22 protein-coding genes and 1 riboswitch are annotated in these 24,749 nt (G+C 72.0%); of the genes, 12 read left to right on the forward strand and 10 right to left on the reverse strand.

Annotated features, from left to right (window positions below; genetic code table 11):
• Positions 1 to 27: 27 nt before the first annotated feature.
• Positions 28 to 834 (reverse strand): hypothetical protein, encoded by an 807-nt coding sequence (locus ABZ374_RS12175; RefSeq protein ID WP_360309795.1) that lies wholly within the window; start codon positions 832 to 834, stop codon positions 28 to 30.
• An 11-nt stretch (positions 835 to 845) separates the two neighbouring features.
• Positions 846 to 2,096, reverse strand: coding sequence for a hypothetical protein (locus tag ABZ374_RS12180; RefSeq protein WP_360309797.1), 1,251 nt, complete (start codon positions 2,094 to 2,096; stop codon positions 846 to 848).
• A 272-nt stretch (positions 2,097 to 2,368) separates the two neighbouring features.
• On the opposite strand from ABZ374_RS12180, the gene ABZ374_RS12185 reads away from it, so the two are divergent.
• From ABZ374_RS12185 to ABZ374_RS12200, 4 genes are all read left to right on the forward strand, one after another.
• Positions 2,369 to 2,794, forward strand: coding sequence for a hypothetical protein (locus ABZ374_RS12185; RefSeq protein ID WP_360309799.1), 426 nt, complete (start codon positions 2,369 to 2,371; stop codon positions 2,792 to 2,794).
• 217 nt (positions 2,795 to 3,011) lie between these two features.
• On the forward strand, positions 3,012 to 3,803 hold the full coding sequence (locus tag ABZ374_RS12190; protein WP_360309801.1) for an alpha/beta hydrolase: 792 nt from the start codon (positions 3,012 to 3,014) through the stop codon (positions 3,801 to 3,803).
• Between the two features lie 130 nt (positions 3,804 to 3,933).
• Positions 3,934 to 5,085: a cytochrome P450 gene (locus ABZ374_RS12195; protein WP_360309803.1), complete on the forward strand. Its 1,152-nt coding sequence runs from the start codon at positions 3,934 to 3,936 to the stop codon at positions 5,083 to 5,085.
• A 172-nt stretch (positions 5,086 to 5,257) separates the two neighbouring features.
• The gene (locus ABZ374_RS12200; RefSeq protein WP_360309805.1) at positions 5,258 to 5,488 is read left to right on the forward strand and encodes a hypothetical protein; all 231 of its coding nucleotides are present in this window, start codon (positions 5,258 to 5,260) and stop codon (positions 5,486 to 5,488) included.
• 91 nt (positions 5,489 to 5,579) lie between these two features.
• Here ABZ374_RS12200 and ABZ374_RS12205 read toward each other — a convergent pair whose 3' ends face one another.
• A complete protein-coding gene (locus ABZ374_RS12205; RefSeq protein WP_360309807.1) occupies positions 5,580 to 6,254 on the reverse strand; it encodes a TetR family transcriptional regulator in 675 nt (224 codons plus the stop codon).
• 95 nt (positions 6,255 to 6,349) lie between these two features.
• On the opposite strand from ABZ374_RS12205, the gene ABZ374_RS12210 reads away from it, so the two are divergent.
• The 3 genes from ABZ374_RS12210 to ABZ374_RS12220 all read left to right on the forward strand — a co-directional run bounded on the left by ABZ374_RS12210 (position 6,350) and on the right by ABZ374_RS12220 (position 9,142).
• Positions 6,350 to 7,858 (forward strand): MFS transporter, encoded by a 1,509-nt coding sequence (locus tag ABZ374_RS12210; protein ID WP_360309809.1) that lies wholly within the window; start codon positions 6,350 to 6,352, stop codon positions 7,856 to 7,858.
• Between the two features lie 198 nt (positions 7,859 to 8,056).
• Complete coding sequence (locus tag ABZ374_RS12215) at positions 8,057 to 8,776, forward strand: polysaccharide deacetylase family protein (RefSeq protein ID WP_360309811.1); 720 nt, start codon at positions 8,057 to 8,059, stop codon at positions 8,774 to 8,776.
• Positions 8,777 to 8,926: 150 nt separating this feature from the next.
• Complete coding sequence (locus ABZ374_RS12220) at positions 8,927 to 9,142, forward strand: hypothetical protein (protein WP_360309813.1); 216 nt, start codon at positions 8,927 to 8,929, stop codon at positions 9,140 to 9,142.
• A gap of 46 nt (positions 9,143 to 9,188) precedes the next feature.
• On the opposite strand, the gene ABZ374_RS12225 is transcribed toward ABZ374_RS12220, so the two are convergent.
• Positions 9,189 to 9,671, reverse strand: coding sequence for a Fur family transcriptional regulator (locus ABZ374_RS12225; protein WP_360309815.1), 483 nt, complete (start codon positions 9,669 to 9,671; stop codon positions 9,189 to 9,191).
• Here ABZ374_RS12225 and cobG point away from each other — a divergent pair, their 5' ends adjacent.
• The 3 genes from cobG to ABZ374_RS12240 all read left to right on the forward strand — a co-directional run bounded on the left by cobG (position 9,672) and on the right by ABZ374_RS12240 (position 13,258).
• Complete coding sequence (gene cobG / locus ABZ374_RS12230) at positions 9,672 to 10,997, forward strand: precorrin-3B synthase (protein WP_360309817.1); 1,326 nt, start codon at positions 9,672 to 9,674, stop codon at positions 10,995 to 10,997.
• Entirely contained in the window at positions 10,990 to 11,616 is a 627-nt protein-coding gene (locus ABZ374_RS12235) for a precorrin-8X methylmutase (RefSeq protein WP_360309819.1), read from the forward strand. Before cobG ends, ABZ374_RS12235 begins: the two co-directional genes overlap by 8 nt.
• A 97-nt stretch (positions 11,617 to 11,713) precedes the next feature.
• Positions 11,714 to 13,258 carry a precorrin-2 C(20)-methyltransferase gene (locus ABZ374_RS12240; RefSeq protein WP_360309821.1) on the forward strand — a complete coding sequence of 515 codons (1,545 nt, stop codon included), beginning with the start codon at positions 11,714 to 11,716 and terminating at the stop codon, positions 13,256 to 13,258.
• Between the two features lie 122 nt (positions 13,259 to 13,380).
• Here ABZ374_RS12240 and ABZ374_RS12245 read toward each other — a convergent pair whose 3' ends face one another.
• Complete coding sequence (locus tag ABZ374_RS12245; protein WP_360309864.1) at positions 13,381 to 14,130, reverse strand: cobalt-precorrin-6A reductase; 750 nt, start codon at positions 14,128 to 14,130, stop codon at positions 13,381 to 13,383.
• Between the two features lie 119 nt (positions 14,131 to 14,249).
• Here ABZ374_RS12245 and ABZ374_RS12250 point away from each other — a divergent pair, with 119 nt between their 5' ends.
• A complete protein-coding gene (locus tag ABZ374_RS12250; RefSeq protein WP_360309823.1) occupies positions 14,250 to 15,347 on the forward strand; it encodes a cobalt-precorrin-5B (C(1))-methyltransferase in 1,098 nt (365 codons plus the stop codon).
• 26 nt (positions 15,348 to 15,373) lie between these two features.
• Here the strand turns inward: ABZ374_RS12250 and cobM are convergent, their stop codons facing one another.
• The 5 genes from cobM to ABZ374_RS12275 form a co-directional block, all read right to left on the reverse strand.
• Complete coding sequence (gene cobM / locus ABZ374_RS12255; protein WP_360309825.1) at positions 15,374 to 16,135, reverse strand: precorrin-4 C(11)-methyltransferase; 762 nt, start codon at positions 16,133 to 16,135, stop codon at positions 15,374 to 15,376.
• 4 nt (positions 16,136 to 16,139) lie between these two features.
• Positions 16,140 to 17,393, reverse strand: a complete 1,254-nt coding sequence (gene cbiE / locus ABZ374_RS12260) for a precorrin-6y C5,15-methyltransferase (decarboxylating) subunit CbiE (protein WP_360309827.1) — start codon at positions 17,391 to 17,393, stop codon at positions 16,140 to 16,142.
• On the reverse strand, positions 17,386 to 21,033 hold the full coding sequence (cobN, locus tag ABZ374_RS12265; RefSeq protein ID WP_360309829.1) for a cobaltochelatase subunit CobN: 3,648 nt from the start codon (positions 21,031 to 21,033) through the stop codon (positions 17,386 to 17,388). Before cobN ends, cbiE begins: the two co-directional genes overlap by 8 nt.
• Positions 21,034 to 21,260: 227 nt before the next feature.
• Positions 21,261 to 21,359, reverse strand: a riboswitch (cobalamin riboswitch).
• A gap of 190 nt (positions 21,360 to 21,549) precedes the next feature.
• Positions 21,550 to 22,677, reverse strand: coding sequence for a beta-eliminating lyase-related protein (locus tag ABZ374_RS12270; protein WP_360309831.1), 1,128 nt, complete (start codon positions 22,675 to 22,677; stop codon positions 21,550 to 21,552).
• 72 nt (positions 22,678 to 22,749) lie between these two features.
• Positions 22,750 to 23,898, reverse strand: a complete 1,149-nt coding sequence (locus tag ABZ374_RS12275) for a CaiB/BaiF CoA-transferase family protein (RefSeq protein WP_360309833.1) — start codon at positions 23,896 to 23,898, stop codon at positions 22,750 to 22,752.
• Between the two features lie 94 nt (positions 23,899 to 23,992).
• Here ABZ374_RS12275 and ABZ374_RS12280 point away from each other — a divergent pair, with 94 nt between their 5' ends.
• Positions 23,993 to 24,724 (forward strand): winged helix-turn-helix domain-containing protein, encoded by a 732-nt coding sequence (locus ABZ374_RS12280; protein ID WP_360309835.1) that lies wholly within the window; start codon positions 23,993 to 23,995, stop codon positions 24,722 to 24,724.
• The last annotated feature ends 25 nt before the right edge of the window (positions 24,725 to 24,749 follow it).

Here is a 24,749-nt window from a genome sequence, read left to right on the forward strand (position 1 = left end):
CACCGCGCCGACGACCGAGAAACGCTTTCACTTCATCACGATTTCCGACGGAACAATCGCACTGTAAGCACGACCGGCCTCATTACCGAGTTCCACGCTCTTATAAGTCGGGTTTTCCGCCATCCAGGTTCTCATGACACCTTCCACCTGAACCCGTCCGCTGACATACGCGCCGTGCACTTGCTCCCTTGCCTGCTCACCTGCATCAGGCGGAAATGCTTGATAAAATTCCCCGACGATCCCATTTACGCCTACGGTTGCGATGGCTGCGATGGGAGCGATGATGCCATGAGTCTGGACTGCCGCCGCAGCCTTGAAGAGTGCACCGGCGGATATCCCGTCGATGCTCGCGCCGACCCACCGCTCGTATCGCTTGTCGGCTTCACCCTCTGCCAGGTCGCTCGCAGCCGCCCGGTCCAGAACGTCCTTCGATACAGCCGCATCCAGGAATCCGAAGGCATCGCCGGAGTCCCTCGCAAATGTCTGCACTCGGCCGAAGTCCGGTTGCGCCGACTCCCCCGCTATGAGACTCAGAGCGGCGCGCGTGTACCTTTCCTCGGCCTCCTTCAGTACGGTGATGTTCGCCGGTTCCTCAGCCAGCCCGGAAAGCACATTTCGCATGGTCTCGCGCGGAATATTCGCAGTGGGACTCGCTTGCGGAATCGCGTTCGTATCCTTGGTGGCACTTTCCTGAGTCAGCGCGAGATGCAGAGATTCCGAATTTTTCGCCAGAATCTCGGTCAGGCTCCCACGCAGGGCGCCGGACTCGCTCAGGATCGGAGGAGCATCCTTCGCACCGAGCGTGGTCATCACGTTCTCCACCACACCGGCCATGGCGGGTGTGGTCAGTCGGCCGTGGTCGCCGCAACGAGGGCATCACCGAACGCGTCGAGGTGGGGGCGTTCCCGGTCGACCGGGTTCAGCGGATCGACGAGGGCGTGCGTGAAGGCGATCTGCTCCACGTGTGCCTTGCCCTTCGGGCCGGTGAAGAAGTCCGTCGACGCGTCGGCGTTGTGGGAAAGGGTCACCAGGAACCCGTTGACCGGGTCGCGGGCCGGATCCGAGCCCCACCCCTGACCGTTGTTCATCGACTTGTCGAAGGCCAACAGGTCCTCGCCCACCGCGCCCAGGAACTTGGTGTCGTACGTGCCCTCCCGCAGTAGCCGATCGAGCTTTTGATATCCGAATACCGACCCATTGCCGGGCCCTCCGGTGGTCTGCTCCACCTCGCGCCCGGCCTCCTTGAGACGCCGCATCCACTCGGCGTCGCCCGCCAGTTCCGCGCCGGCCGTGGAAAGTGCACCCCTGACCCGCCCCTCGATCAGCCTGGCCGTTTCGCGCGTCGCCTTCGGGCCGCCCGCGCCGCCGAGCGTTTCCAGTTTCTCGGTGGCGTCGAGCAGGCGTCCGGGACCGAGCATTCTCAGGAGTTCGGCATCGAAACCCGGGTTTGTGCCATTCTGCTTGAGCAGGGTTTCCAGGAAGGCGAGATCCTGCGCGTTCACTTTCCCGGTGTCGAGCTTGGACAGGAGTTCGGTGGCGCGCATCGCATCAGCGGTCGAGTCTCCCCCGAGCGCACGGGCGTTGAAGTCGTCCTTGGGGCCGAAATCCACGTTCTTGCGCATCGTATTGGCGGCGACAACGTCGGCGTCGGTCGCCTTCTGCAGCGCGGCGGCGATGCGAGCGGCTATGTCCTTGGCCTGCGATTCGAGTGAGGCGTGCTCGCTGTCCGTATCGGCCTGCCAGGTGAGGCGGCCGTCGGGATGGCGGGTGATCCTGCTGCGGCGGGCGGCTTCGAGCGCATCCCGGACCGCGTTCCGTGCCGCCCGCAATTCGCCTGCGGCCTCCCGAGCGATCGACGCCATCGCCCCGGACTCGGCTCGGATGGCTTCCAGTTGGGCACCGACATAGCCGATGAGCTCCACCGCCCGACGACCGTCGTTGCTGTCCCAACCGCCGCCGCGCAAGGGGCCGATCACCTCGTGCTCCACCGACTCCCGGCGCCCGTTCATCGCCGCGCTCAGTTGTTCCCAGGAAGCGGCGACGGCATCGAGCGCGTCCGGTGAACAAGCTTCGAGATCCTCGATGGTCAACGTCACGGAAACAATCTCCCGACTTCATGAGCCAATCGTTCCGCGCCGACCGCCCGGAACGGCGACGAGATTAGCAGTCGAGACGATCCGCCTCCGGCGAAATATGCACCCACTCGATATAGCCGATAACATTTAATGCAAAAAGTCCGAATCATCCGGCAGGCTGCTTTTGCGGAATGATCCATTTCTGTTTTCGAGGGCTCGCCCGCAAGTATGCTCGGTCGCGTTTCGTGGCCCTGTCGGGCCGATCCATTTTCCCGATCACGAAAAGAGTTCTCATGGCCGGCGGCGAGAGCATGGACATGATCATCAACCCCTGGCGCTACCAGGATTCCGCCGCACCCGCACCACCCGAAGCCAAGCCCACCGACCCACTGGCGACCCGGCTCCAGTCAACGATCGACCCGGGCGGCGGCGGATCGGTCCGGGTCGACGCGAGCGTACTCGACACCTCGGCGACCCGACTGGAGCAACTGCGCGGCGAAGTCCAAGGCAGCGTTCAGAACTCGCTCCGAGGCGGGACCGATCACGCCGCGGTGGGTCGAAATCTGGAGGTCACCAAAGCCGTCCAGTACGTACACGATCGTTGGACGGAGAAGCTGACCCATCTGCTCGAAGACATGCAGGAGCGGGTGACCCGGGTCCGCAAGGCGGCGGACAACTGGGATCACACGGAGGCCAACGTCACTCGGTCCATGCAATAGGCCGCCCGCCGGCACGAGGAGCCGTCGTCGACCAACCCCCTGAGGCGAGCATCTAATGCCTAGGATCAGTTTGACCCATTAGTATGACGGGCGGTAGAACTGACTCAGCACCCCGCCGAAGAAGGTAGAGATCATGGGTATCGCCGCCGTTCCCCAGGTTGTACATCGTTTTGTGGAGGTTGGCGGGGTTCGGGTGTTCTATCGGGAGGCCGGGCCCGTGGATGCGCCCACGCTGCTGTTGTTGCATGGGTTTCCGTCGGCGTCGCATCAGTTTCGTCGGCTGATGGATGTGTTGGGCAACGACTTTCGGCTGGTTGCGCCGGACTATCCCGGTTTCGGGCACACCGAGGTGCCGGCCGGGTTCGAGTACTCGTTCGAGCGGCTCGCCGATGTGATCGAGGGGTTCGTGGACGCACTCGCGTTGGAGCGGTACGTGCTCTACACCTTCGACTTCGGTGGCCCGGTCGGCCTGCGGCTGGCCGAGCGGCGGCCGGCGGCGGTGGCCGGGCTGATCGTGCAGAACGCCAACGCGTACGACGAGGGTCTGTCCGAGATGGCCCGCGGCTTCGTCGCGCTCACCCCCGACGTGCCGGGCGCCCGGGAGCAGGCCGCCGAGCTCCTGGTGTTGCCGGTCACCCGGGGCCAGTACGAGGGCGGCACCGCCGACCCGACCCTGGTGGCCCCCGACGGCTGGACCCTGGACCAGCACTTCCTGGACCGGCCGGGGCGCAAGGAGGCCCAGGTCGATCTGGCGCTGAACTACCACACCAACGTCGCGCTCTACCCGAAGTGGCAGACCTGGTTGGCCGAACACCGCCCGGCCACGCTCATCCTCTGGGGCCGCAACGACATCTTCTTCCCGGAGCCCGGTGCCCACGCCTACCTGGCCGACCTCCCCGACGCCGAGGTGCACATCCTGGACACCGGCCACTTCGCCCTGGAGGACAAGCTGCCGGAAATCGCCCCGCTGATCGCCGACTTCCTCACCCGCGTCGGCACCGGCGGCTGATCGCGACCGCCGAGCGGGGCACGGGGCGGCCAAGGGCGGGAAGGTGCCGCGTGGCGGGGCGAGTGGGCGATAGGTTGGCAAACACGTTGTTGCCGAACGAAAGCGGTTCCCGGTGGATGTCGCCCGCGCCATGGCCCACGACCCGCACGGTGTCTTCGCCCGGATGCGTGAGGCCGGCCCCGTGCATGCGATCGTCGCGCCGGACGGCAGCCCCGCATGGCTGGTCACCAGGCACGCGGACGTCCAGGCGGCCCTCGGCGACCCCCGATTCTCGCTGGACAAACGGCACGCCAAGCCCGGCGGCTACAAGGGCTTCGAACTCCCGCCCGCCCTGGACGCCAACCTGCTCAACATGGACCCGCCCGACCACACCCGCCTGCGCCGCCTCGCCGGCCAAGCCTTCACCCCGCGACACACCGCCGACCTGCGCCCCCGGCTCGAACGCACCGTCGAAGCCCTGGCCGACGAGTTGGCCGGCCGTGAACGCGTCGACCTGGTCAAGGACTTCGCATCGCCCTTCGCGGTCGGCGTGATCTGCGAACTGCTCGGCGTCCCGGTCGAGTCCCGGTCCGACTTCCGCACCTGGACCAACGCGGTACTGGGCGCGGACGCCACCCGCGAGGGCATCCGCTCGACGGTGCGCGAGATGTACTCGTTCTTCGTCGCGCTGCTCGCCGCCAAGCGCGCCGACCCCGGGCCCGACCTGTTGTCCGCGCTGATCGCCGCCCGGGACGCCGACGACCGGCTGAGCGAGGACGAACTCACCTCGCTTGCCTTCCTGCTGCTCTTCGCAGGCTATGAAAACTCGAGCAATCTGATGGCCGGTGCCCTGTACGCGACGATCGAGGACGAGGCGTTGCGCGACGCGCTACGCGCCGATCCGGCGGCGATTCCGGTGCTGGTCGAGGAGGTGGCCCGGCACATGTCGCCGGCCCTGCTCGCGATCCGCCGCTTCCCGCTCCGGGACGTCGAACTCGGCGGCGTCACCATCCCGGCCGGCGACACGGTCTTCCTGTCCATCGCGGCGGCCAACCGCGACCCGCGCCGCTACGCCCGCCCGGACCGGATCCGGCTCGACCGCCCCGATCCGGCCCGCCACCTGAGCTTCGGCCAGGGCATCCACTACTGCATCGGCGCGCCGCTGGCCCGTCTGGAGGCCGAACTCGCGGTCCGCACCGTCCTGACCCGCTTCCCGAAGGCACGCCGGTACGCGCCGATTTCCTGGCAGCCCTCGGTCCGGGTTCGCGGCCTGGGTTCCCTGCCGGTCGAACCGGGCAACTGACCGCGCCCGAACGGCCGACTGTCACAACTGTGTGCGAACCCGGTCCGGCGGCCGGTTACCCCGTGACGTCCGGGCCGAAAAGCACGACAGTGTAGGCAGCACGACAGGGGATCGACGGTGCGACGCCACGACCGTCGAAGGGCGGCGTGCAACGGATGGGGAGTCGGAGCAGATGTCTGTTCGTCGAGCGGTTGCCACGCATGTGCACGAGCACCGTGTGCCGGGCGTGCGTTGGTGGACCCGCCGCACCACGCAGGCCGCCGCGATGTGCGCGCTGATGATCGTGGCATTGGTCGTCGGACCTTCACTCGGCATCCTGCCGTCGCTGTCCGAGCGCGTCGACGGCGTCAGCCGGATCACGAACATGGTCCACGACTCGGACACGCCGGTCCACAAGCGCTGACCTCGGGCGACACCCGGGCCCGCGCGCCCGACTTGCCCACAGCGCCGAACGCTCCGGGCACCGCCGGCGCCCGGAGCTCCTCGGGCGCGGGTCAGAGCTGCACCGACTCGATCACCCGCCGCAGGCCGACCTCCAGGACCTGCGGGTCGTTGTCGTCCCTCGTGACGTGGTCGAACAGCACCCCCTGGAGCAGCGCGAGCATGACGTGCCCGTCCAGGGGCGCGTTCGTGGACCCCATCGCCAGTGCGATCACCTCCGCGAGGCCGCGGAACTCGGCCTGGCACCGGATCAGCGCCTCGCGCACCAACGGCTCGCGTGCGCCCGCGAGTTCCAGCTCCAGGCGAGCCAACTGCACGTCGCGCGTCGCATCCCACCACACGCGCATGAACCGGGCCAGCTCCACGTAGTCGATCACGATCGGCCGGACCGCCGTCATCCGCATCAGCTCGTGGGTGACCTGGCCCGCGTACTCGCGATCCAGCGCGGCCATCCGTTCGACCACCGCCAGGATGAGCTGATCGCGGGTCTTGAAGTAGTACGTGACCGAGCCGTTGGGCAGCCCCGCCTCCTCCTGTACCGCGCGGTGGGTCAGCCCGCGCAGACCGTGGGTGGCCAGCACCCGGATCGACGCGTCCAGCATCAGCGTGCGCCGGTCCACCCGACCGGAGCCTATGACCGGGGCGGGCGCGTCGGGTGTGACCGGTGCGGCCGAAGTCACGACGTGGGGTTCGGACGGAGTGCTGTCGGGATCGTTCACGTGCGGCATGTCTCCAGTATCCCCGAGCTTATCCCCGAGCTTGACGCCTGTAGAAATATTCTCTACAACTATAGAACTTACTTCTACGAACGTAGGAACATCCGATGGCTTCCTCAGGGATACCCGCCACCGAGTCCACGATCGGGGCCCGCGCCAACCCCTCCGACGCGTCCGACGCCGTCGCTGCGGCCCTCTCCCCCGGCCGCCCGGTGAACCCGAAGCTCGTCCTGCTGCTCGTCTGCGTCGCCCAGTTCGTACTGCTGGTCGACGACACGATCGTCAACGTCGCGCTGCCGACCATCGGGGACGATCTCCACTTCACCGAGAGTTCGTTGTCCTGGGTCACCAACGCCTACTTCCTGACCTTCGGCGGCTTCCTGCTGATCGGCGGCGGCCTGGCCGATCTGCTGGGCCGGCGCCGCCTGTTCGGCATCAGCCTGATGCTGTTCGTCCTGGCCTCGGCGGTCTGCGGGATCGCGCCCACCGACGGTGTGCTGATCGGCGCGCGGGCCGCGCAGGGCATCGCCGGCGCGCTGCTCTCCCCCGCCGCGTTGTCCATCCTGCTGGCGACCTTCCGCGAACCGGCCGAGCGAGCCCGCGCACTCGGCACCTGGGCCGCACTCACCGGACTCGGCGCGGCCACCGGACTGCTGCTCGGCGGCGCGCTCGTCGAGTGGACGCACTGGCGCTGGATCTTCCTGATCAACCTGCCCATCGGTGCCGTCGCCCTGCTCGCGCTGCCCCGAGTGATCGGCCCGGACGATCGCGAAGCGGTGCGCCGTGTACCGGACTTCGCCGGCGCGGCGATCGGGACCGCCGCCGTCCTGACGCTGGTCTACACCGTGGTGGAGACCGATACGCACCCGTGGGACTCGACCCGGACCCTGCTCGGCCTGGCCGTCGCGGCGCTGCTCGCCCTCGGCTTCACGCTGCGCCAACGCACGGCGGCCGAACCGCTGTTGCCCCGTGCGTTGTTGCGGATGCGGCATCTGGTCCTGGCGGACGTCCTGGTACTGGTCGCGGCCGGTGGCCTGTTCGCGATGTTCTTCTTCCTGACCCTGTACATGCAGCGGGTCCAGGGGTGGTCCCCGATGCGTACCGGCTCGTCGTTCCTGCCGTTCAGCGTCGGCATGGGCCTGGGGGCGGCGATATCCACCAAACTGATCGCGAAACGTGGTCCGTTGCTGCCGGTGAGCGTGGGACCGGCGATCGCCGCGGGCGGCATGTGGCTGATGAGCCGCCTGGACGAGCACAGTTCGTACACCTGGCACCTGCTGCCCGCGCTGGTGGTCACCGGCCTCGGCCTGGGCGTGGCGTTCGTCGCGATCATCCACACCGCGACCGGCGGCGCGGGCGAGGGCGAAGGCGGCGTCGCCTCGGCCATGGTGACGACCTGTCAGCAGATCGGCGCGGCGATCGGCATCGCGGTCCTGGTCACGATCGCGACCAACCACACCAAGGACCGGATCGCCGCCGGCGTGCTCAAGGAACGGGCCGCGGTGGAGGGATTCAGCCGAGCCTTCGAGATCCAGGCGGGCCTGATGGGCGTGGCGGCCCTCCTGGGCATCGTGGTCGGCGTGGCCACCCGACGACACCACGCCGGTCGCAAGTAGGTCCGACCGAAGGTGCGGGCCCGGTCGGTGCGCGGCGCACCGACCGGGCCCGAGTCGGTTGCCCTCGAAGTCGAGTCGCCTGCCGTCGAGAGCGGGTCGAGGCCGGCCCGGGGCTCGGGTCCGCCGAACCGGTGAACTCCGGCCGAGTCGTGCGTGTCCTCGCGATCGTGGGTCCCGGACATGTGCAAGACACTCGGCATGGACACCACCTCTGCCACGTCGCGCCGTACGTTGCTGATGGGCGCCGCCGCCACCTTCGGTCTGCTGACCTTCGCCACCCCGTCCGCCGTCGCGACCGACGGACAGCCCGCCCCCCGCCCCGCCTTCGTCCGACAACCGGTATGCGAGGTCGAGGCCGGGCCGCGGCGCATCGCGGTGACCTTCGACGACGGTCCGCATCCCGAGTACACCCCGCAGGTGCTGCGGGTGTTGCGCAGATACCGCGTGCCCGCCACGTTCTGCGTGGTGGGTACGGAGGTCGAGCGGCACCCCGAGCTGCTCCGCGCGATCCACGACCAAGGCCACGCGATCGCCGGCCACACGTGGTCGCACGCCGATCTGCAACAACTCTCGCCGACCGCCGTCGCCGAGGAGGTGGAACGCGGTCTGAGCGCGATCGGCCGCGTGTTGCCGGACCTTCGGGTCGACTGGTTCCGCGCGCCGTACGGCCGGTGGTCGTCCGAGGTGATGGGCGTGCTGAGCGCGAACGGCCTGAACCCACTGGGCTGGTCCGTCGATCCGCGGGACTGGGAGCGGCCCGGCGCACCCGAGATCGTCAAGCGGGTGCTGGCCGCGACCACGACCGGCTCGATCATCCTCAACCACGACGCGGGCGGCGACCGCGAGCAGACGGTGGCCGCACTCGAAGTGTGGCTGCCCCGACTGCTGACGAGCGGCTACCGCTTCGTCCAGCCCTGACCCGACCGGGCCTGCGGCGCCTCGGGCTCCTGCCCCCACGCCGCAGGCATCACCCCCGCCCGCTGAGGCGCGGATCGGCTTCCGGGTGTCGGTGTCGGCTGGCACACCGACAATTCGGCCACAAGCGACATCCGTGTCTCCGGGGAGTCGATGTCCAGCCATCGGGCACGTCTGCGCACCGTTTTCGGCGCCAAGCACACCTGGCTCGTCCTTGCCGTCGTCATAGTCCTGATGTCGGCTACCCAATTCTGGCTGCCGGGCTGGTGCTCCTGGTTCCTGTTCCCCGTCATCCACATCGCCGGGGGCATCGCCATCTGCTGGAACGTGGACGACCGGGAGATCGCCGAAGACGAGCGCATGGAGTAGCGGGCCCAATCCGGGCGGCGCGGCCCGGAGCACCCCGAGCACCCGGTCACCCGCGGGCGAATGCCTCGGCGCGCTTGGTGCAGGTTTCGCAGCGGCCGGTCAGCGCGACCGCGGTCGGATCGAGGGCGAAGCCCTGTTCGCCGGCCAGTCGGGCGGCGACCCCGTCCAGCAGGTCGCCCGGCGCGTGGCTGACCGTGCCACAGACGCGGCAGCGCACATGCACGTGTGTGCCGCCCACCAGGTGGCCCGCCAGGTGGTAGGTGGCCGCGTCGTGCCGCAGCCGGGTGAAGGCGACCAGGTCGAGGCGCTCCAGCGCGTCCAACGCGCGGTAGATGGTGGTGCGATGCACGCCCGGCGCCGCGCGGGAGACCGCGGCGAAGATCGCGTCGGCGCTCAGATGTTCGTCGGCGTCCGCGAGTGCCCGAAGCACCGCGGTGCGCGCCACCGTGACCCGCTCGCCGTGCGCGCGGATCTGCCGCACCGCCTCGACGACCGGGTCGGGGGTGGGGTGCTGCACACCGTCGTCCATATGCAACAGTGTCGCATCTGGCCGGTGGGCAGCCCGACCTGGGGTGCCGGGCCGGCGACGGCGATACGAGACATCCAGGGACGACGAAGGACGGTGGGTGCGGTGGTGGTCCGGGAGCGCGACGACGCCTGCCCCGGAGTCGTGGACACGTCGCCGGCCGACGACGGCCTGATCGCGCGCGTACGCCTCCCGGGCGGCCGGCTCGACCCGGCCCAAATTCGCGAACTCGCGGTCCTGGCCGAGCGATTCGGCACCGGCTCGGTCGACCTGACGGCACGCGCCAACGTGCAGCTGCGCGGCTTGGCCGAGGCCGACCTGCCCGCCTTCGCCGACGCCGTGGCCGCGGCCGGTCTGATGCCCTCGCGCAGCCACGACCGCGTGCGCAACATCCTCGCGAGCCCCCTCGCCGGCCGCGATCCGAACGCCCTGCTGGACGCCGACGCCGTACTCGCCGCCGTCGACCGGGCCCTGTGCGCCGCACCCGACCTGACCGCCCTCTCCGGCCGCTTCCTGGTCGGCATCGACGACGGCGGGCTCCCGATCGCCTCGGCCCGGCACGACCTGGACCTCGTCGCCCACACCGAGCACACCTTCGCGCTGCACGTCGCCGGCCACGACACGACCCGGCGCTTCGGCCCCGCCGACGCCCCGGCGGCCGTCGTGCACACGGCCCGCGCGTTCCTGGCCGCCCGCGCCCGATCCGGCGCCTGGCACATCCGCGAACTCCCCGACGGGGCGGCCCGTTTCGCCGCCGACCTCGCGGCCGATCCCGGCCTGCCCGACCACGCTCCCGCGGGCCCCGCCCGATCCCGGCGAGCCGACGCCGGCCAACCGCCGATCGGCGTACTCGCCCAATCCGACGGCCGCTTCGCCGTCGGAGCCCTGGTGCCACTCGGCCGCCTGACGCAGCATCACCTGGCCGCCCTGATCGCGCTGCGGACCGAACTGCGGATCACCGGCGGTCGAGGCGTCGTGCTTCGTGACGTGACCGACCCGGACGCGACCCTGGCCGCCCTCGAAGCGGCCGGCCTCCCCTGCGACCCCGCCTCCCCGTGGCGCGGCGTGACCGCGTGCAGCGGCCTGGGCGCATGCCGCCGAGCATTGGCCGACGTGCGCACCGAGGCCACCCGGCACGCCCTGGGCCGCCGCTCCCCCGACGCCGCCCCGGACCGCGCCGACACCCACTGGGTCGGCTGCTCCCGGGCCTGCGGCAAGCCCGCCGGCGCGACGCTCCTGGTCGCCCGCGAGGACGGCACCTACGAAACCGCCCCGCCCCACCCGCCACACGACCACCCCCTCGGGCAAAGGAGCAGCCGACGTGGATGACTGGATCAAGGACGGTGCCGAGATCTATCGGCGCTCGTTCGCGACCATCCGGGCCGAGGCGGACCTGGCCCGCTTTCCCGAGGATGTCTCGCGCGTCGTCGTTCGGATGATCCACGCGTGCGGCATGACCGACCTGCCGCAGGACGTCGGCTTCCATCCCGAGGTGGCCCGGGCCGGGGCCGAGGCGTTGCGGGCCGGCGCGCCGATCCTGTGCGATGCCAACATGGTGGCCTCCGGGGTGACCCGCAAGCGGCTGCCCAAGGACAACGACGTGCGCTGTCTGCTCACCGATCCGCGGACGCCGGTGCTGGCCGCCGAGCAGGGCACCACCCGCAGCGCCGCTGCCGTGGACCTGTGGGTCGACGACCTCGCCGGTGCCGTGGTCGCGGTCGGGAACGCGCCCACCGCGCTGTTCCGCCTGCTCGAACTGATCGACCGGGGCGCGCCGCACCCGGCCGCGATCGTCGGCATCCCGGTCGGCTTCATCGGCGCGGCCGAGTCCAAGCAGGCCCTGGCCGAACACCCCGCCGGCATTCCCTACCTCGTCGTCCACGGCCGCCGCGGTGGCAGCGCGATGACCGCCGCCGCCCTGAACGCCCTGGCGAGCGAACAGGAATAGCCGCGGCGCCGAACCGGAGTCCGCCCGGATTCCGGAGCCGAAAGCCCCGAACCGCACCGCACACCCGCACCCCGCACCCATCCCCCAGGAGCGCAGCGTGACCACCACCGGCCGCCTGTACGGCATCGGCCTCGGCCCGGGCGACCCCGAGCTGATCACCCTCAAGGCACATCGCCTGATCACCTCGGCCGACGTGGTCGCCTACCCGGTCAAGAAGGGTGCGCGCGGCGTCGCGATCACCATCGCCGAGCCGTATCTGAGCGACACCCAGCTGCGCCTCCCGCTCGAATACCCGGTGACCACCGAGAGCACCGACCACCCGGGTGGGTACGACGGCGCGCTCGCCGACTACTACGACTCGACCGCCGCCGAGATCGCCGCGCATCTGGACGCCGGTCGCGACGTCGCGGTGTTGTGCGAGGGCGACCCGTTCTTCTACGGCTCGTACATGTACTGGCACGAACGCCTCGCCGACCGCTACCCGGTCGAGGTCGTGCCCGGGGTGACCTCGGTCAGCGGGGCGGCGGCGGTGTTGGGACGGCCGCTCGTGCAACACGACGAGGTGCTCACGATCCTGCCCGGCACGCTGCCGCCCGAGGTGCTCGCGGCGCGGCTGCGGACCACCGACTCGGCCGCGGTGATCAAGCTCGGCAAGCGGCATTTCCCGGCCGTACGCGATGCGTTCGAGCAGGCCGGCTTGGCCGATCGCACGTGGTACGTGGAGCGGGCGACCACCGATCGGCAGCAGGTGCGCCCGCTCGCCGACGTGGTTCCGGACGAAGTGCCGTACTTCTCCCTGGTGATCACCCCGTCCGCCGCCCCCGGCGGCGAGTTCGCCACCAACCGCACCCCGTGCGCGCCCGAGCCGGCGTACGTGTTGCCCGAACCCACCGGCGAGCTCGGCTCGATCGACGTGGTCGGCCTCGGGCCGGCCGGTCCGCAATGGCTCACCCCGGACGCGCACGCGGCCCTCGCCGCCGCGGACCACCTGGTCGGCTACGGCCCGTACGTGGACCGCGTCCAGCCCCGCCCCGGCCAGAAGCGCCATCGCACCGACAACCGGGTCGAGGCCGAACGCGCGCGGCACGCCATCGCGTTGGCCGAGGCGGGCGGCCGGGTCGCGGTGGTCTCCTCCGGCGACGCGGGCGTGTTCGCGATGGCGTCCGCCGTACTGGAGGCGGCGCACGAGACCGCGACCGAGGTCCCGGTCCGGGTGGTCGCCGGGCTGTCCGCGATGCAGGCCGTGGCGTCGCGGGCGGGGGCGCCGCTGGGTCACGACTTCTGTGTGATCAGCCTGTCCGCGATCCTCAAGCCGTGGGACGTGATCGAGCGTCGGCTGACCGCCGCCGCCGAGGCGGACCTCGCGGTCGCGATCTACAACCCGGCCTCCAAGACCCGGCGCACCCAGGTCGCGGACGCCCGCGACCTGTTCCTCAAGCATCGCGCCCCGGGCACCCCGGTCGTGGTCGGCCGCGACGTCGGCGGCCCGACCGAGTCGGTGCACGTGGTCCGGCTGGCCGACCTGGACCCGGAGCTGGTGGACATGCGTACGCTGCTGATCATCGGCTCGTCGCAGACCCGCACCTACCCCCGGCCGGACGGCGGCACCGGCGTGTACACGCCGCGACGCTACCCGGCCTGACGGCCCGAGCCGTGTCGACGACGATCCCGGGTCGGGTCGCCCCCGCACGGCCGGGGCGGCCCGGTCGAGGCGCCGAGATCGACGCGCGACGGTCGTATGTCACAGTGAGTGGCGTGCGCGACTCACGTCCCGGCCGCCGCGGCCGACCCGTCCAGGACCCACCGCGCGGCGGCTGCCGCGTCGGTGACCTGTTCCGGCGCGCACACCCGGGGACGGCGGATCAGCACCACCGGCAGGCCCAGCTCCCGGGCGGCGGTGAGCTTGGCCGCGGTGAGGGCGCCGCCGCTGTCCTTGGTCACGATCGCGTCGATGCGCCGGTCACGCATCAGCGCGATCTCGTCCCCGACGGTGAACGGGCCCCGGGACAACAGGACTTCGCAGGCCCGCGGGAGCGCTCCGGTCGGCGGCTCGACGCTGCGCAGCAGGAACCACAGGTCGTCCAGGTGGGCGTAGGGCGCGGTCTCCAGGCGACCCGTGGTCAGGAACACCCGTCGGGCCAGGCCGGGCAACACCCGCGCGGCTTCGGCCGCGGAGTCGACCGGATACCAACGGTCACCCGGCACGGCCGTCCATCCCGGCCGTTGCAGGCGCAGCAGCGGGACGTGCGCCTCGGCACACGCGGCGACCGCGTTCGCCGAGATCCGGGCCGCGAACGGGTGGGTGGCGTCGACCACCGCCGCGACGCCGCGCGCCCGCAACCACGCGACCAGTCCGGGCACGCCGCCGAAGCCGCCCACCCGGGTCTCGCCGACCGGCAGCACGGGTGCGCTGGTCCGCCCGGCCAGCGACGAGACGACACACAGCCCCGGTACGTCGACCAGACGCGCGGCAAGCACCCTCGCCTCGGCGGTACCGCCGAGCAACAACACCACGCGGCCCGCCCCGGCCCGGGAGGCGAGCGGGACGGGCGCCTCGGTGAATGCCTCCGCTCCGCCGGGTCCACCGGATCCGCTCGACCCGCTCGACCCGCTCACGATTGGCTCCTCGACCGATGACCGGCCCCGATCGTCTGCGCCGCGGCTGGACCACCGGCGCGTGTGCGACCGCCGCGACGACCGCCGCCTACCAGGCCCTGTTGACCGGCGAGTTCCCCGACCCGGTGACGGTATGGCTGCCCGGCGGCCAGACGCCCGCGTTCGCGCTCGCCGTCGAGGAGCTCACCGCGCCCACCCGGGTCGCCATGGCCGGTGTGGTCAAGGACGCCGGCGACGACCCGGATGTCACCCACGGTGCGCTGATCCGGGCCACCGTCCGGCACGCGGCGCCCGGCACCGGGGTGACCTTCCGGGCCGGCCCCGGCGTCGGCACGGTGACCCTGCCCGGCCTCCCGCTCGCGGTCGGCGAACCCGCCGTCAATCCCGTGCCACGCAAGCTGATCCGCGAAGCGGTGGCCCGGGTGGCCGCCGCGCACGGCGGTACCGGCGACGTCACGGTCGAGTTGTCCGTGGACGACGGCGCCCGGATCGCCGAACAGACCTGGAATCCGCGCCTGGGCATCCTGGGCGGGCTGTCCATCCTGGGCACCACCGGCGTCGTCATCCCGTACTCGTGCTCGGCCTGGATCGACTCGATCCGGCGCGGCATCGACGTCGCGCTGGCCACCGGCGAGACACACGTGCTCGGCGCGACCGGCACCACCTCGGAGCGGGTCGGGGCGCAGGTGTGCGGCCTGTCCGGCACCGCGCTGTTGGACATGGGCGACTTCGCCGGCGCGCTGCTCAAGTACCTGCGTCGGCACCCGATCCCGCGCCTGACCATCGCCGGCGGCTTCGCCAAGCTCTCCAAGCTCGCCGACGGCCATCTCGACCTGCACTCGGGTCGCTCGCAGGTGAACCTGGACGCGCTCGCCGACCGGGCCGCGGCGGTCGGCGGCGACGCCGCGTTGGCCGCGCACATCCGCGCCGCGAACACCGCCCTGCACGCGCTCGAACTGGCCCGGGCGGCCGACGTCCCGCTCGGCGACGCGGTCGCGGAAGCCGCCCGCGACGCCGCCCGGTCGCTGCTGCGCGGCAGCGAACTCCCGATCACCGTCGACGTGATCGCGATCGACCGCGCGGGCACCATCGTCGGCCGCGCCGCGCCGGCCTAGATCGCGGCGATCCGGACCCGCGCCGCTCACCCGACCGGCCTCGGCTCGCCACGATCGCGGATCTCGCTGTACAGGTGGCTGTCGCAGAAACCCGGTTCACCCAGCACCCGGCCGACCATGATGATCGCCACCGCCTTGATCCCGTTGTCGCGCACCAGGGACACCAGGTCCGCCAGTTCGCCGCGCACGATCAGTTCGTCCGGGCGGGACGCGCGCGCGACCACCGCGACCGGGCAGTCCGCGCCGTACAGCGGGGTCAACTCGGCGACCACCCGCTCGACTCGACCGACCGCCAGATGCAGCACCAGCAGCGCGCCGGACCGGCCCAGCGTGGCCAGGTCCTCGCCCGGCGGCATCGCCGTCGCGTTGCCCGCCACCCGGGTCAGGATCACCGTCTGGCCCACCGTGGGCAGCGTCAGCTCGCGGCCCATCGCCGCCGCCGCGGCGGCGAACGCCGGTACGCCCGGGGTGATGTCCCACGGAATGCCCAGCGCGTCGAGCCGGCGCTGCTGCTCGGCCACCGCACTGAAGAACGAGGTGTCGCCGGACTGGAGGCGGGCCACGTCGTGCCCGGCCGCGTGCGCGGCGCGCAGTTCCTCGACGATCTCGTCCAGGTTCAGCTCGGCGGTGTCCACCAGTCGGGCTCCGGGCGGTGCCGCCTCGACCAGTTCGCGCGGCACGAGCGCGCCGGCGTACAGGCACACCGGCGACGCGGCGATGATCCGCAACCCCCGCACCGTGATCAGGTCGGCCGCGCCGGGCCCGGCGCCGATGAAGTGCACGGTCATGGAACTACTCCTCGTTCGCATCGGAAAGCGGCTTGACCGCCACCCACTGGGTGACCGGCATCGCCGGCCGCCATCCGGTGAACCGGCCCACGGGGGCGGACCGGGTGACCTGAAGGCGCGTCAACTCCCCGCCGTACGCCGCACGATGGCGCAACACCTCGGCCTCGGTCTCGGCCACCACCGCGTTCGCGACCAGCCGGCCACCGGGGCGCAAAGCGGCCCAGCACTCTTCGACCACGCCCGGCACGGTCAACCCACCGCCGATGAACACCGCGTCCGGGGCCCGGCCCACCCGCTCGCGGAGTGCCTCCGGCGCCCGACCGACCACGATCCGCAACGCCGGCACGCCCAGCGCGACCGCGTTCGCCCGGGCCCGCTCGGCCCGGTCCTCGCGGGTCTCGAAGCCGACAGCCCGGCACGACGGATGCGTGCGCATCCACTCGATGCCGATACTGCCGCTGCCCGCGCCCACGTCCCACAACAACTCGCCGGGACGAGGCCCGAGCACGGCCAACGTCACGGCGCGGATCTCGCGCTTGGTCAACTGCCCGTCGTGGGCGTAGGCATCATCCGCCAGACCGGGAGCCCGACTCAGCCCGGGGCCGTCCGCGCACTCGATCGCGACCACGTTCAAGTCCGCGAACCGCCGCTCGGGAGCCGCCGCGAGCGCGTCGGCGGTGCCCCGCCACGTCGACTCGGCCGGGCCACCCAGGTGTTCCAACACGGTGACCGCGCTCGTCCCGAAGCCGCACTCGCCCAACAAGGCGGCGGCCCGACCCGGCGTGGAGCCATCCGCGCTGAGCAGCAACACCCGTGCCCCGGCGAACAGTTCGGCGGCCAATCCGGCCAGCGGTCGGCCCACCGCGCTGACCACCGGGACGGCCTGCACCGACCAGCCCAGCCGCGCACACGCGAGCGAGGCCGACGAGGGAGCCGGCAGCACGACGACCCGCTCGGCGCCCAACTCCCGGACCAGCGCGGCCCCGACGCCGTAGAACATCGGGTCCCCGCTGGCCAGCACGCACACCTGCCGGGCCCCGGCCAGGGCGGCGACGAAGTCCACCGAGAACGGCGACGGCCAGCGGACCCGCTCGGCCGCCACCCCCTCCACCATGGCCAGGTGCCGCGCGCCGCCGACCAATACGTCGGCAGCGCCCACCAACGCCCGGGCCGCCTCGGAGAGTCCGGCCCAGCCGTCGTCCCCGATCCCGACCACGGACACCGTCCGGGTCGGCGTCGGGGCGTCCCGCTCAGGCATCCCCCGCGTCCTCGCCGCCTTCGAGGTCGCCCTCGACGTCGAGGTAGACCTCACGCAGGCCCTCCAGAGTGGCGGCCTCCGGCTTCTCCCACATGCCTCGGTCGGCGGCTTCGAGCAGCCGTTCGGCGATGCCGCGCAGCGCCCACGGGTTGGACGTGCGCATGAACTCGCGGTTGGTCTCGTCCAGGACGTATTCGCCCGCGAGCCGCTCGTACATCCAGTCGGCGACCACACCGGTGGTGGCGTCGTAGCCGAACAGGTAGTCCACCGTGGCGGCCAGCTCGAACGCGCCCTTGTACCCGTGCTTGCGCATCGCCTCGATCCAGCGCGGGTTGACCACCCGGGCCCGGAAGACCCGGGCGGTCTCCTGCTGGAGCGTGCGGGTGCGGACCGCGTCGGGCATGGTCGAGTCGCCGATGTAGGCCGCCGGCGCGGTGCCGGTCAGCGCGCGCACGGCGGCGACCATGCCGCCGTGGTACTGGAAGTAGTCGTCCGAGTCGGCGATGTCGTGCTCGCGCGTGTCGGTGTTCTTGGCCGCCACCGCGATCCTGCGGTATGCGTCCTCCATGTCCTCGCGGGCGAACACCCCGTCCAGGCCCCGGCCGTAGGCGTAGCCGCCCCAGGTCGCGTAGACCTCGGCCAGGTCCGCGTCGTCGCGCCAGGTGCGCGCGTCGATCAGCGGCAGCAGCCCCGCGCCGTAGGCGCCGGGCCGGGAGCCGAACACGCGCGTGGTGGCTCGGCGCGCGTCGCCGTGTCGGGCGGTGTCGGCGCGCACGTGCGCCCGGACGTAGTTGTCCTCGTCCGGCTCGGCCAGCTCCGCGACCAGCCGCACCGCGTCGTCGAGCAGCAGCACCACGTGCGGGAACGCGTCCCGGAAGAACCCGGAGATGCGCACCGTGACGTCCACGCGGGGGCGGCCCAGCTCGGCGAGCGAGATCGCCTCGATGCCGGTCACCCGCCGCGACGCGTCGTCCCACACCGGACGCACGCCGAGCAGCGCCAGTACCTCGGCGATGTCGTCGCCGCTGGTGCGCATCGCGCTGGTGCCCCACACCGAAAGGCCCACCGAGCGCGGCCAGTCGCCGTCGTTGTCCGCGCGGTAGCGGGCCAACAGCGAGTCGGCGAGGGCCTGTCCGGTCTCCCAGGCCAGTCGGCTCGGGATCGCCTTCGGGTCCACCGTGTAGAAGTTGCGGCCGGTCGGCAGCACGTTGACCAGCCCGCGCAGCGGCGAACCGCTGGGCCCGGCCGCGACGTAGCCGCCCTCCAGGGCGTGCAGCACCGCGCCGATCTCGTCGCCGGTGCGGTCCAGGCGCGGCACGATCTCGGTCGCGGCGAACGCCAACACGTCGGCGACCGCCGCCGATTCGGCGCCCAGCACCTCGTGTGTGACGGCCAGGGCCCGGGCCGGGTCCCAGCCACCCGCCTCCATCGCCGCGACCAGGCGATGGGCGCGGTCCTCGGCGTCGTCGGTCTCGGTGCGCGAGGCACCGCCGCCCTCGACCAGGCCCAGCGATTCGCGCAGGCCCGGGAGCGCGGCGGCCTTGCCACCCCACACCTGACGGGCCCTCAGCATCGCGGTGACCAGGTTGATCCGGCCCTCGCCGGTGGGCGCGCTGCCCAGGATGTGCAGGCCCTCGCGGATCTGCGCGTCCTTGACCTCGCACAACCACCCGTCCAGGTGCAGGATCAGGTCGTCGAACTCGGCCTCGTGCGGCCGGTCGGTGATGCCCAGGTCGTGGTCGAGCTTGGTGGCCTGGATCAGCGTCCAGATCTGCGCCTGCAGCGCCGGGCCCTTGGCCGGGTCGAGCGCCTGCACGTTGGCGTATTCGTCGAGCAGTTGCTCCAGCCGGGTCAGGTCGCCGTACGTCTCGGCCCGCGCCATCGGCGGCACCAGGTGGTCCACGATGATCGCGTGCGCACGCCGCTTGGCCTGCGCGCCCTCGCCCGGGTCGTTCACCAGGAACGGGTAGACCAGCGGCAGATCGCCGAGCACCGCGTCCGGTCCGCACTCGGCGGACAGGCCCAGGTTCTTGCCCGGCAACCACTCCAGCGTGCCGTGCTTGCCCAGGTGCACGAGCGCGTGCGCGCCGAACCCGCCCGGTCCGGCGGGCGCGTCCAGCCACCAGTAGGCGGCCAGGTAGTGGTGACTCGGCGGCAGGTCCGGGTCGTGGTAGATGGCCACCGGGTTCTCGCCGAAGCCGCGCGGCGGTTGGATGATCAGGATCACGTTGCCCGCGCGCAGCGCCGCGAGCACGATCTCGCCCTCGGGATCGCGCGAGTGGTCCACATACAGCTCGCCGGGCGGCGGGCCCCAGTGTTCCTCGATGTTCGCGCGCAGCCCGAGCGGCAACTTCGCGTAGCGCTCGCGGTAGTCGGCCGCCGAGATCCGGACCGGGTTGCCTTCGAGCTGACCCTCCGTCAACCACTCCGGGTCCTGACCGCCCGCCGCGATCAGCGCGTGGATGAGCTTGTCGCCGTCCGGCGGTTCGAGGCCGGGCAGCGCGTCGGCGCCATCGAGCGCGCCGACGTCGTAGCCGGCCGCGCGCATCGCGCGCAGCAGCGCGACGGCGGAGGCCGGGGTGTCCAGACCGACCGCGTTGCCGATCCGGGAGTGCTTGGTCGGGTATGCGGACAACACCACGCCGACCTTGCGCTCGCCGGCCGGAATGTGCCGAAGTCGGGCGTGTCGAACCGCGATTCCGGCCACTCGCGCGGCTCGTTCGGGGTCGGCGGCGTAGTGCGTGAGCCCGTCCGGGCTCGTCTCCTTGAACGAGAACGGGACGGTGATCAGCCGGCCGTCGAACTCGGGCACCGCGACCTGGGTGGCCGCGTCCAGCGGCGACAGGCCCGCGTCGCCGGCCTCCCATTCGGCCCGGCTGGTGGTCAGGTTCAACGCCTGGAGGATGGTGATGTCCAGGCCCGCCAGCGCGCCGACGTCCCACTGTTCGTCGTCGCCGCCGGCGGAGACCTCGGCGGGCTTGGCCCCACCGGCGCCCCCCGCCGCGAGCACGGTCACCAGCAGCGCGTCGAGTTCGCCCAGTGCCGCGAACAACGATTCGTCCGCGCCACGCAACGACGCGCACCAGATCGGTACCGGCCGGCCGCCCGCGTTCTCGATCGCCGCGCACAGGTCGGCCACGAACGCGGTGTTCCCGGCGAGGTGATGGGCGCGGTAGTAGAGCACGCCCACGGCCGGGCCCTCGATCTCCCGGGCCGAGCGGTCCAGCCGGCCCCAGGAGGGCACCTCGACGGGCGGCTCGAAGCCGTGCCCGGTGAGCAGCAGCGTGTCGGAGAGGAAGTGGTGGAGCTGGGTCAGGTTGGCCGGTCCGCCCTGGGCGAGGTAGGCGTGCGCCTGGGCGCTCACCCCGGCGGGTACGGTCGCCAGCTCCATCAGCGCGGCGTCGGCGGCGAGTTCGCCGCTGAGCACGACGACCGGGCGCGGGCCGGCCAACAGCGCGTCCAGACCCGCCTCCCACGCGCGCCGCCCGCCGAGCAGGCGGACCACGACCAGGTCGGTGCCGTCCAGGAGCGCGGGCAGGTCGGCCGGCTCGACGCGGGCCGGATTGGCCAGGCGCCAGTCGCCCTCGCTCGCCTTGGCGCTGAGCAGGTCGGTGTCGGAGGTCGACAGGAGCAGGATCACCGGGGGCCTCCGCCGATGCCGGCGTGGCGAGCCACGAGGTGGATGTCGCGAACGGCGACGCCGTCGCGGGTGCCGTCGCCGAACGTGCCGCGACGGCGAGCGGGCAGCTCACCGACGGGGAAACCGCAGCGGTCGAAGCTGTGTACGCAAGAACGCCGGCAGGACGAAATCGTCACCTGGAGCGCCTCTCCGGGGTCCTCGCCCCATCGGACTCGGGGTGAGACGCGCAGTTCCTGACTCCCGGTCACGTCGCAGTCGTCCGAGGACGTCGTACAACGGAGCCGGTCACAGTGGCGGGACCGTCCCGGGATCACACCGGGTTCCTGCCACGCCCTCCCCGCGCCGGTAGGGCCGGCGCGGGGCCAGCATCGCTCAGTGGCCCGCCTTGACGCAACATGCCCCGATCGGCGTCGGCACCGGTGGTGACACATCTCACCGCCCCGGCCCGCCCCAACCGGGCCCGCTCGTCCGCCCCGAGCCGGGGATCGATCCGGCGCGGGAGCATGCCCCGCCCGGTCAGCCGCTCGCGCGGACCCGCCGCACGAACGCGTCGAACGCGTCGGCGACCTCGTCGGCGGTCCACTCCAGGGCCGGTTCGGCGACGGTGATCTCGGTGTACGAAAGCCCCGGCGGGCCCGGCTCGGTCCAGCGGCCGGCCAACCACACCCCGTGCTCGGCGGCGTACTCGACGCCGACCCGGTCCAGCAGCGCGGCCGGATAGGGCAGCCACATCTGGAATTGGTGGGTGTGCGGGACGGCCGGGAACACGATCGCCCCGGGCACCCGGGCCAGGCCGGCCGCCACCGTCGCGGCGTGCGCGACCCAGGCGTCCAGCCGGGGCAGGGTCTCCTCCAGTGCCGCGAGCGCGTCCAGCGCCATCGGCCAGGCCTGGAACGGCCGCCCGCCGTAGCGGTGCCGCCACGCGTGCGCCTCCTCGATCAGTTCGGCGCCACCCGCGAGCGCCGCTCCGGCACTCGCCCCCAGGCCCTTGTAGTAGGAGACGTAGACGGAGTCGAACAGGTCGACGATCTCGCTCAGGGAGCGCCCCAGATGCGCCGCGCTCTCCCACAATCGCGCGCCGTCCAGATGCAGCGCGGCGTCGCGGTCGCGCCCGGCCTGCACGACGGCGATCAGGTCGTCCCACGCGGGCAGGACGAACCCGTGGTCGCGCAGCGGGAGTTCGTAGAAGAGCGTGCCGAACCTCTCACCGCAGGTGCGGACGTCCTCGGCGGTGATCTGGCCGGGCCCGTGGGTGAGTACCAGCGGCCGGAGCCCGGACAACACCGAGACCGCGTCCCGCTCGTAGGTCAGCGGATGGGCCCTGGGGTGGATGCCGACCACGTCGGACCCGGTGGCTCCGGCGTGGCAGCGCAACGCGACCTGCTGGGCCATCGTGCCGGTCGGGAACAGCAGCGCCGCCTCGGTGCCGAGCAGTTCGGCCGTGCGGGCCTCCAGGCGGGCGACCGCGCCGCCGTCGGCGTAGACGTCGGGCCACGCGTCCGTGTCGAGCGTGCGCTCCGCGTACGCGGTCAGTCGGGCCAGCCGTTCGGCGACCGTGGTGGGTCGTACCCCGGACAGGATCCGGCCGCAGGCGCGGATCGCGCGCATCCGGCCGGTGTGCTCGTCGCCGTCGATGTAAGCCATACAGGCATCATCCAACGAGGCGCCCGGCACGGCGTCCGCCCCGCGCCCCTGCTCGGCCGGCACGTCGAGCGCTCAGTCGGCCTCGATGCCCAGTTCGACCAGGATCGCCGCGGTATGTTCGCCGACCGCCGGGATCGGGCCCATCGCCGCCTCGCGGCCGGCCACCGTCACCGGCGGCAGCAGCGCGCGCAGCGGACCGACGGGCGAGTCGATCAGCCGCGACCGGTCCCGGGCGGCGTGTTGCGGGTGCTCGGCGAACTCGGCGACGGTGCGCATTCGGGCGTTGGCGATGCCGACCTCGTCCAGGCTCGCCTCGATCTCGGCGGCGGTGCGGTCCGCGAAGGCCGCCTCGATCAGCTCGGTGAGCCGCTCGTTGCCGGCCACCCGCAACGAATTGTTGCGAAACCTCGGGTCCTCGACCAGGTCCGGCCGACCCAGCACCCGCTCGCACAGCGCGGCCCACTCGCGGTCGTTCTGCACGCCGACGAACACCTGACCGCCGTCGCCGACGCGATACGGCCCGTACGGCGCGATCGCCGCGTGCCGGGCCCCGGTGCGCGGCGGCGGCGTCCCGCCATAGGTCGCGAAGTAGTACGGGAAGCCCATCCACTCGCCGAGCGCGTCCAGCATGGACACCTCGAACGAACTGCCCTCGCCGGTGACCCGGCGCTCGTACAGGGCGGTCAGCATGCCGGTGAAGGCATACATCGCGGCGGCGATGTCGGCGATCGGGATGCCGGCCTTGGCCGGCGTGTCCGGCGTGCCGGTGATCGACAACAACCCGGCCTCGCACTGCACGAGCAGGTCGTACGCCTTCTTGTCGCGATAGGGACCGGACGTCCCGTAGCCCGATATGCCACAGACGATCAGCCGGGGGAATCGGGCCCGCAGCTCCGCCGCGCCCAGCCCCAGGCGATCCGCCGCGCCGGGCGCCAGGTTCTGTACGAACACGTCCGCGCGGGCCAGCAACCGGTCCAGGATCTCCGCCGCCCGCTCGTCCTTGAGGTCGAGCGCGAGGCTTTCCTTGCCCCGGTTGACCCAGACGAAATGGCTCGACAGTCCCTCGACGGTCTCGTCGTAGGTACGGGCGAAATCACCCGCGCCGGGCCGCTCGATCTTGATCACGCGCGCACCGAGATCGGCCAGTTGCCGGGTCGCGTACGGCGCCGCGATGGCCTGTTCCAGGGAGACGACGGTGACGCCCGCGAGAGGTAGCAGCACGCGTCCATCCTGACAGAGCGCCGAAACCGCGACGCGGCCCGGCGCGGCGCACCCTTCGGCGCGCGCCGAAGCGTCGTCGGCCGATGATGGCGGCATGGACTCGATCGCACGCGCCACCGACCCGGACTCCGTCCCGCGGCTCGCGGCCCTCGCCGCGCTCCTCGCCGACGAGACCCGCGCGGCGGTGTGCCTGGCCCTGCTGGATCGGCGTGCCTGGACCGGTGGCGAATTGGCCCGGCACTGCGGTGTCGCGCCGTCCACGATCAGCGAGCACCTGACCAGGCTGGTCGAGGGGGGCCTGCTGGTCCGGGAGCGACAGGGTCGACACGGCTACGTGCGGCTGGCCGACGCCGGGGTGGCCCGGATGGTCGAGGACCTGGCCGCGTACGCGACGCCCACGACCGCGCGGCCGGCGAACTCGCTGCGCGCGCACTCGGCCGGGGCGGCGCTGGCCCGGGGTCGCACCTGCTACGACCACCTGGCCGGCCGGCTCGGCGTGGCGATCACCGACGCGCTGACCGACCGCGACCTGCTCCGGCAGGACACCGGCTTCGCGCTCACCGACGACGGCCTCGCCTGGTTCACCGACCTGGGTGCCGACCTGGCCACGCCGAGCAAACGCCCGTTGGCCCGCCCCTGCCTGGACTGGACCGAACGCCGCCACCACCTCGCGGGCACGGCCGGCGCCGAACTGTGCCGGGTCCTGCGAGTCCGCGGCTGGACCGAGCGGGTCGGCACGGGCCGCGCGGTCCGGGCCACCGAGGTGGGGCGCGCCGAGCTGGGGCGGCTGCTGGGGATTCGGGAGGCCGAATTCGAGGTGGTGTGACCGCCTCCCGGACGGGGGTGTCCGG

The organism is Embleya sp. NPDC005971, from assembly GCF_040629175.1.
In the GTDB taxonomy this organism is placed as follows: Bacteria; Actinomycetota; Actinomycetes; order Streptomycetales; family Streptomycetaceae; genus Embleya.